Origin of the sequence: Mycobacterium sp. (assembly GCF_025933915.1) — a bacterium.
In the GTDB taxonomy this organism is placed as follows: domain Bacteria; phylum Actinomycetota; class Actinomycetes; order Mycobacteriales; family Mycobacteriaceae; genus Mycobacterium.
Genome location: NZ_JAICZA010000014.1, coordinates 40,595 through 49,048, shown reverse-complemented (window position 1 = coordinate 49,048; position 8,454 = coordinate 40,595). Strand labels below are relative to the sequence as shown.

Here is an 8,454-nt window from a genome sequence, read left to right as displayed (position 1 = left end):
GGTGGAATCGAAAAGGCCACCCGCACGCAGGCCCGCGATCACCCCGAATCCGATTCCCAGCACCGCCTCGACGGCCAGGGCGATCAACGACAGCCGCAGGGTAATCGGAAACGCATGTGCGAGAACGTCACTGACCGGGAGCCCGGAATAGGCGCGGCCAAGGTCACCGTGCAGAACTCCGCCGAGGTAACGCAGGTACTGCACGATGAACGGATCGTCGAGGTGGTAGCGGGCGTGCAGCTGCGCGGCGACAGCCGGCGTCAGCGGGCGGTCGCCGGCGATCGCGGCCAACGGGTCGCCGGGCAACAGGAAGACCATGCCGTAGATCAGCAACGTGGCGCCGACGAATACGGGCACCATGACGGCGATCCGGCGCGCGATATACCAACCCATGTCAAACCTTGACGATGTTCTCGTAGTCGGGCAGCCCGTTCCAGGTGACCGTGACGTTGCTGACCTCGGACGACCACCCGACCACGCTGATGTAGTTCCACAGCGGAACAACGGGCATGTCGTGGAAGAGAATTCGTTGGGCCTCGTTCGCCAGCACGGTGGCCTGCGGCAAGTCGGGTGCGGCTTCGGCCGTCGCCAGCGCGGCGTCGAACTGCCGGCTGGAGTAGCCGACGTCGTTGGATCCCGCGCCGGTCGCGAACAGCGGGGCGAGGAATTCGATCATCGACGGATAGTCGCCTTGCCATCCGGCGCGAAACGCGGTGGCGATGCTGCGGTTGGTGATCTGGGTGCGAAAGGCCGCGAAGGTGGGCTGCGGCGCGCCGACCGCGTCGATGCCCAGCACGTTCTTGATGCCGTTGGCCACGGCGTCCACCCAGTCCTGGTGTCCCGCGTCGGCGTTATAGGCGATCGCGTAGCGTCCGCTCCACGCCGAGATCGCATCGGCCTGCGCCCAGAGTTGCCGCGCCCGTCCGGGATCGAAGTCCAACGCGTCGCTGCCGGCGATGTTCGGATCGAATCCGGGAAGAGACCGGGCAGTGAAATCGCGTGCGGGACTGCGGGTGTCGACGAAAATCTGTCGGGAGATCTGCGGCCGGTTGATCGCGGCCGACAGCGCCAGGCGGCGCAGCCGGCCTTCCTCACCGCCGAAATGCGGCAGCCGCAACGGGGTGTCCAGGCTCTGGTTTATCGCGGCCGCTCCGCTGGTGACCTTGTCGCCGAGGTCGCGCTTGTAGACCGGCAGGGCGCTGGGTGGGATGGTGTCCAGCACGTCGAGGTTGCCCGAGAGCAGGTCGGCGTAGGCGGTGTCCAGGTTGGCGTAGAACTCGAACCTCAGCCCCCTGTTGTGCGGCCTGCGGTTGCCGCGGTAACCGGGGTTGGGCCGCAAGTCGATTCGGACGTTGTGCTCCCATGCCGGCCCGTCCGGTCCCTCGGCGAGTTGGTACGGGCCGTTGCCGATCGGATGTTGGCCGAACGCGTTCATGTCGCGAAAGGCGGCCTCCGGCAACGGATAGAAGGCGCTGTGGCCCAATCGCAACCTGAAGTCGATGGTCGGTGCCTTCAACCGAACGGCGAACTCCAGGTCGTTGACCACCCGCAGCCCGGACATGGTGGTCGCCGTCGGCTTGCCGTCCCGGGTGAGACCGGCGACCGCGTCGAATCCCTGTATCGGGCTGAAGAAGCTTTGCTGCAGTTGGGCATTGGTGCTCAACGCCCCGTAGTTCCAGGCGTCGACGAACGAATGCGCCGTCACCGGTGAGCCGTCGGTGAACGTCCAGCCGGGTTTGAGGATGATGCGGTAGTCGACATTGTCGGCGGTGTCGATCGACTGGGCGACCTCGGGCGACGGATGGCCGGCGGCATCGTAGGACATCAGCCCGGCGAAGAGCCGGTCGAGGATCCGGCCGCCTTGGCTGTCGTTGGTGCCGGTCGGGATCAGTGGGTTCGGTGGTTCCCCGCCGTTGACCACCACCAGATCCGGGCTGAGGACACCGCCGCCACAACCCACCAGCGAAGCGACCGTGAGCATTGCGACGGCGAGCGGGGCCAGCAAGGCCACCGGGGTCCGCATCCGACGCATGACACCCGACCCTAGGGCCTGAAGTCGCGCGGCGGTGGCCCGGTCGTGGCTCGATCAGACCGCGGTGACCGGGTGCACCTGCAACTCACAGGCCTCAATGGTCGCCGACACCGTCACGACGTTGGTGGTGTCGGGCGGATTGACGAGCAGCTCCGTGTACGTGGGGCACGGCTTTCCCTCGCCGTCGACGGCAACGCTCTCCACGATCGCCTGCCCCTGGGTCGAGATGGACAGAATGACGGCGGGTGCCACATTGACGCCGGCCGCCAGGCCGCCCATGTAGCCGCGCAGCGTGGGCCGGGCATGCACCGATGGGCCGCCAGCGCCCGAGTCGACCCCGGCATATCCCGTGAGCGTGCAGGGCTCGGCGCCGCCGGCGAGGGCGAACATCAGGGTCACCGCGCGGTGCCCCGCCGCGGCCTCGGTGGGGGCGGCCGTCACGGCGATCTGGTCCGACCAGCACGGCGTCGGCGCGTCGAGAGTGTCGGCGGGTATGGCCGCCGCGGGCCACCCCAGCACGGCGGCGGCGGCGTAAGTCGTTGCGGCCGCGGCAAAACTGGGGACCAGTCGGTGGATGCTCCGCACATGACCCGGCACACCGGTGATTATCCGCCATGAGCGCGGGCTTTGACCCCGGATTCGAGCGCTCGGTTGCCGCTCCCGCGGCTACGGCGCGCACGGCTAGCCTCGATTGCCCGGCTCCGCACTCGCACCGTTTCGGCGCTCGTCGTCGCCGGGCTAGGCTCGATTGCCGAAGAGCACGACGCCGGCCACCTGACGGCGCAGTCTCGACACAGGAGAGAAGCCAGTGACCGCCACCCACTCCGCGGGCCCCTCGTCCTACCCCCCGTCGGCGCAATTCGCCGAGCAGGCCAACGCGGGCGAGGAGCTGTACCGCGAGGCCGAGCAGGACCGGCTGGCTTTTTGGGCCAAGCAGGCCAATCGGCTGTCCTGGGCGAAGCCGTTCACCGAGGTGCTGGACTGGTCCGGCGCACCGTTCGCCAAGTGGTTTGCCGACGGCAAGCTCAACGTCGCTTACAACTGCGTGGACCGCCATGTGGAGGCCGGCCACGGGGATCGGGTCGCCATCCACTGGGAGGGCGAACCCGTCGGCGATCACCGCAGCCTGACCTATTCCGATCTGCAAGCCGAAGTGTGCAGGGCCGCCAACGCGCTGACCGATCTCGGTCTGGTGGCCGGTGACCGGGTGGCGATCTACCTGCCGCTGATCCCCGAGGCGGTGATCGCGATGTTGGCCTGCGCGCGGCTGGGCATCATGCACAGCGTCGTGTTCGCCGGCTTCACCGCCAAAGCGTTGCAAGCCCGCATCGCCGACGCGGACGCCAAGCTGTTGATCACCAGCGACGGGCAATACCGTCGCGGCAAGCCCGCGCCCCTCAAGGACGCCGCCGACGAGGCGGTCTTGGACCCGGACAGCCCCATCGAGCACGTTCTGGTGGTGCGGCGCACCGGAATTGACGTGGCCTGGAATGACGGCCGCGATCTGTGGTGGCACGACGTCGTCGACGCGGCCTCCCCCGAACACGCCCCGCAGCCGTTCGACGCCGAGCAGCCGTTGTTCCTGCTGTACACGTCGGGAACCACCGGCCGGCCCAAGGGCATCGTCCACACCAGCGGCGGCTATCTGACGCACGCCTCCTACACGCACTACTACGTCTTCGATATCAAGGCCGACAACGACGTGTTCTGGTGCACGGCCGACATCGGCTGGGTCACCGGACACACCTACGGTGTCTACGGCCCACTGTCCAACGGGGTCACCGAGGTTCTCTACGAAGGCACGCCCGACACCCCGACCCAGCATCGCCATTTCGAGATCATCGAAAAGTACGGCGTGACAATCTATTACACCGCGCCCACGCTGATCCGCACGTTCATGAAGTGGGGCCGCGAAATTCCCGACGCGCACGACCTGTCCAGCCTGCGGCTGCTGGGTTCGGTCGGCGAGCCGATCAATCCTGAGGCATGGCGCTGGTATCGAAGGGTGATCGGCGCCGAGCGCCTTCCGATCGTCGACACCTGGTGGCAGACCGAGACGGGGGCCACGATGATCTCCCCGCTGCCCGGAGTCGCTGCGGCGAAACCGGGTTCGGCGATGACGCCGCTGCCGGGTGTCTCGGCGAAGATCGTCGACGACCACGGCGACGAGCTGCCACCCGGCAACGACAAGGGCGAGCACGCCACCGGTTACCTGGTGTTGGACCAACCGTGGCCGTCGATGCTGCGCGGCATTTGGGGCGATCCGCAACGTTACGTCGAGACCTACTGGTCCAGGTTCGCCGAGCAAGGCTGGTATTTCGCCGGTGACAGCGCCTATTACGACGCCGACGGGGCCATCTGGGTGGTAGGCCGGATCGACGACGTGATGAACGTGTCGGGTCATCGGCTCTCGACCGCCGAGGTGGAGTCGGCGTTGGTCGGCCACGTGGCGGTGGCCGAGGCGGCGGTGGTCGGCGCGACCGACGAGACAACCGGTCAGGCCATCTGCGCGTTCGTCGTCCTGTGCGCCGAATTCGAAGTGCACGACGGGATCGTCGACGACCTGCGCGTCGAGGTGGCCCGGGAGATCTCCCCTATCGCCCGTCCGCGCGAGGTGCACGTGGTGCCGGAGCTACCCAAGACCCGCAGCGGCAAAATCATGCGCAGGCTGTTGCGGGACATCGCCGAAAACCGGGAATTGGGCGACACTTCGACGCTGCTCGACCCCGGCGTGTTCGACGCGATCAGAGAGGCGAAGTAGTCGGTGCGGTTCAGCCCGGTAACGGGGCGAACCCGGTACCGGGCCGGTGCTTGGCGTTGATGTCGGCCAGCACCGCGTTGAACGACACCACCACCGCCGGGGTGTGCAACGGGATGTACTTGACAATGCAGGTCGGCAGGTTGTCGCTGAACGCTCCGTGGATCATCCCGACCAACTCGTTGTTCACGGTCACCGGCGCGCCGGAGTCACCCGGTTGGCCGCAAACCTGCATCACGATGGTGCCCGGGGTCTGACCCATTCCCCAGGTGACGCCGCACGAATTGCCGGTTGTGCGGCCCTGTTTGCAGGCGATCTCGCCGAAGGCCGGGTCCGGACCGATGCCGCTGATCAAAAACCCGTTGAAGTTGGCCACCGGTGTCACTTTGGCCGGATCGAACTTGATCACCGCGTAGTCGAGGTTGTCGTTACCGGCGACCATGGTGCCCAATACGCCCGCGTTTTCCGCGCCCTCGGCGGCGACATGAGCGCCCGGGCCCCCGCAATGCGCGGAGGTGAAACCGATGAGCTCGCCCGCGGCATCGCCACCGATCGTGGTCAGGGTGCACATGGTGTCGCCGTTGATGACGATGCCCGCACCACCACCCAGCGGGATCCTGACATCAGCGGCGGCGGCGTGGCCATGCGAACCCAGCGCGGCCACGAGCAGGGCAACTATCGCTACCGAGAAGCACCGGTGCGCCCTCCGCACAGCCTCACTCCCATCGGTCGGCCGGACATCGCGGCCGGCTTCGCCGAGTGTAATCGGCCGGGAAGCCCTTGGTCGCTCCAGCGGCGCGCCCCGAACCGACCGCTTTCTGTCCGAACCGAACTGGCCGGTGGCTGGTCGCAGTGTTCGGCTGGCCTCGTCTGGCTTCGTCTATTCAGGCGCCGCATGGCAACATAAAACGCGACGACGACGAGCCTGGCGATGACGAAAGAGGACGGTCTGTGAGCAAAGCCGATGGCAAGAACGGTGTGCCCAGCACGCTGACCACGATTCCGTTGACCGACCCACATGCCAGCCCCGCCGAGCCGTCGATCGGCCACCTGATCAAGGATGCGACCGCCCAGGTCTCCACGCTGGTGCGCGCCGAAGTCGAACTCGCCCGCGCCGAGATCACCCGGGACGTCAAAAAGGGCCTCACCGGTAGCGTTTTCTTCATCGCCGCGCTGGTGGTGCTGTTTTACTCCACCTTCTTTTTCTTCTTCTTCGTCGCCGAACTGCTCGACACCTGGCTGTGGCGCTGGGTGGCGTACCTGATCGTCTTCGGGGTCATGGTGGTGGTCGGCGCCCTGCTGGGCCTGCTTGGCTTCCTCAAGGTGCGCCGGATCCGCGGGCCGCGCCAGACCATCGAATCGGTAAAAGAGACCCGCACCGCGCTGACGCCCGGCCATGACAAAGCCGCCGGCTCGGAATTCAGGGCCGAGCAACTCACCGAGCGCCACGGTAGGCACGCGAAGCCGGGAAACGGCGCCGCACCCGATCCCTCGGGCTGGTAGATGGCGCCGCCGGATCCGTCGGTAACCCGCATCGACGGGCCGTGGCGCCATCTGGATGTGCACGCCAACGGCATCCGCTTTCACGTCGTCGAGGCCCTTCCTCCCAGCGCGGCCGGCGGCCTGCCCCCGACGGCGCGGCCGTTGGTAATGCTGCTGCACGGATTCGGATCGTTCTGGTGGTCCTGGCGTCATCAGCTGCGCGGGCTGACCGGGGCGCGGGTGGTCGCGGTCGACCTGCGCGGCTACGGCGGCAGCGACAAGCCGCCCCGCGGCTACGACGGCTGGACACTGGCCGGCGACACGGCCGGGCTCATCCGTGCGCTCGGACACTCCTCGGCGACACTGGTCGGTCACGCCGACGGCGGGTTGGCCTGCTGGGCCACCGCGCTGCTGCATTCGCGGCTGGTGTCGGCCATCGCGCTGATCAGTTCGCCGCACCCCGCGGCGTTGCGACGATCCACGTTGACCCGACGCGACCAGGGTTATGCGCTGTTGCAGACGCTGCTGCAATATCAAGTGCCGTTGTGGCCCGAACGCCTGTTGACCCGAGACAACGCGGCCGAGATCGAACGCCTGGTCCGCAGCCGAAGCTGCGCCAAATGGCTTGCATCCGAGGACTTTTCCGAAACCATCGGCCATCTGCGCACGGCGATTCAGATCCCGGGGGCCGCGCACTGCGCACTGGAATACCAGCGCTGGGCGGCGCGTAGCCAGCTGCGCGACGAGGGCCGGCGGTTCATGAGGTCGATGTGCCAGCAGCTCAGTGTGCCGCTGCTGCACCTACGCGGCGAGGCGGATCCCTACGTGCTCGCGGACCCGGTCGATCGGACGCAACGCTATGCCCCGCAGGGGCGCTACGTATCCATCGCCGGCGCAGGGCATTTCAGCCACGAAGAGGCGCCCGAGGACGTCAACAGGCATCTGACGAGATTCCTCGACCAGGTGCACGGGTCCCGAGCCAGTCTCAACTGACGCAGGACCCGGTGCCCACCATCTGCGTGTCACCGATTTTGGCGAGCTGACCGGCCACCTCCTCGGCCGTCAGCACGAAGCCGGTGTCGGGGTCGTCGACCGCCGCGCCGAACACCACACCGAGCACTTGACCGTCGAGGTCGATCAACGGGCCGCCCGAATTGCCTTGCTCCACACCGGCTCTGATGGTGTAGACGTCGCGGGTTACCGGTGCCGGGTCGCGGTAGATGTCGGGACCGCTCAACTTGATCAGCTCCCGGATCCTGGCCGGGGTCGCGGTGAAGTTGCCCCCGCCGGGATAACCCAGCACGACGACGCTGGCACCTGTTTTCGCCTCGGTCTGCGCGAAAGGCAAAGGGGGCGGCGGCAAGTTGGGGACCGCCAGGATCGCGATGTCGACCGACGGATCGTAGGAAACCACGGTGGCGTCGAGAGGATTGCCGCTGGCGTAGATCTGAACGCTGTTGGAGCCGGCCACCACGTGCGCATTGGTCATCACCCGGTCGGGCGCGATCACGAATCCGCTGCCCTCCAACACTTTCTGGCAGCTGGGCGCCAGGCTGCGCACCTTGACCACGCTTGGGGCGGTGGCCTGCACCACGGGATTTCTGGCCAACTCGGGGTCGGGCGATTCGACCGGAATGACCGGGGTGCGGCTGAACGGCTCCAGCACCGCCGGCAGGCCGGAGGTGTTCAGCAGCGCGGAAAGCCGCTTGGGCACCGTTTGGAGCCACGGCGGCGCTACCTCGTTGACCTGAGCCAAGACTCGCGAACCCCGGACCGCGGCGGCCAGCTCGGGCTGGTCCTTCGACTGTGTCAGCGGCGTCGCCAACAACCACGCCGCCGTCAACACCACGACAAGCTGAACTCCCACCCCGATGATCGAGTCGACCGTTCGGATGGAGCGGCTGCGGATCGCGCCCCGGACGGCGCGTCCCAACACCACGCCGGCGACCTCACCGATGACGACCAGCGCGAGGATCAAAAACAGTGCCGCAAACAATTTGGCGCGCGGCGCCGCGATGTGGCTGACGAGGTGGGGCGCCAGCAGCACCCCGGCGATCGCGCCGAGCAACACCCCCACAAAGGAGAGCAGCGAACCCAACGCGCCCGACCGCCAGCCCGAGACCGCCGCGATGAAGGCGACCGCCAGCACGGCGACGTCCAGCCACTGCGACGGGGTCATCGA

At 67.4% G+C, this 8,454-nt stretch carries 8 protein-coding genes; 3 read left to right on the top strand and 5 right to left on the bottom strand.

Features of this window, described 5'->3' with window-relative positions; all coding sequences use genetic code 11:
- From Q0W90_RS03945 to Q0W90_RS03935, 3 genes are all read right to left on the bottom strand, one after another.
- The coding region (locus tag Q0W90_RS03945; protein WP_297773250.1) for an ABC transporter permease at positions 1-393 on the bottom strand (393 nt) is incomplete at its 3' end.
- Between the two features lies 1 nt (position 394).
- Positions 395-2,023, bottom strand: coding sequence for an ABC transporter substrate-binding protein (locus Q0W90_RS03940; RefSeq protein ID WP_297698120.1), 1,629 nt, complete (start codon positions 2,021-2,023; stop codon positions 395-397).
- Positions 2,024-2,086: 63 nt separating this feature from the next.
- Positions 2,087-2,629: a DUF4232 domain-containing protein gene (locus tag Q0W90_RS03935; protein ID WP_297592722.1), complete on the bottom strand. Its 543-nt coding sequence runs from the start codon at positions 2,627-2,629 to the stop codon at positions 2,087-2,089.
- A gap of 211 nt (positions 2,630-2,840) precedes the next feature.
- Here Q0W90_RS03935 and acs point away from each other — a divergent pair, with 211 nt between their 5' ends.
- Positions 2,841-4,793, top strand: a complete 1,953-nt coding sequence (acs, locus tag Q0W90_RS03930; RefSeq protein WP_297592719.1) for an acetate--CoA ligase — start codon at positions 2,841-2,843, stop codon at positions 4,791-4,793.
- Positions 4,794-4,803: 10 nt separating this feature from the next.
- On the opposite strand, the gene Q0W90_RS03925 is transcribed toward acs, so the two are convergent.
- Positions 4,804-5,502: a serine protease gene (locus tag Q0W90_RS03925; protein WP_297773248.1), complete on the bottom strand. Its 699-nt coding sequence runs from the start codon at positions 5,500-5,502 to the stop codon at positions 4,804-4,806.
- 239 nt (positions 5,503-5,741) lie between these two features.
- Here Q0W90_RS03925 and Q0W90_RS03920 point away from each other — a divergent pair, with 239 nt between their 5' ends.
- Both Q0W90_RS03920 and Q0W90_RS03915 read left to right on the top strand, forming a co-directional pair.
- Positions 5,742-6,293, top strand: a complete 552-nt coding sequence (locus Q0W90_RS03920; protein ID WP_297592715.1) for a phage holin family protein — start codon at positions 5,742-5,744, stop codon at positions 6,291-6,293.
- Positions 6,294-7,265, top strand: a complete 972-nt coding sequence (locus Q0W90_RS03915) for an alpha/beta hydrolase (RefSeq protein ID WP_297773245.1) — start codon at positions 6,294-6,296, stop codon at positions 7,263-7,265.
- On the opposite strand, the gene marP is transcribed toward Q0W90_RS03915, so the two are convergent.
- Positions 7,258-8,451, bottom strand: coding sequence for an acid resistance serine protease MarP (gene marP / locus Q0W90_RS03910; protein ID WP_297592711.1), 1,194 nt, complete (start codon positions 8,449-8,451; stop codon positions 7,258-7,260). The genes Q0W90_RS03915 and marP overlap by 8 nt on opposite strands.
- Between the last annotated feature and the right edge of the window lie 3 nt (positions 8,452-8,454).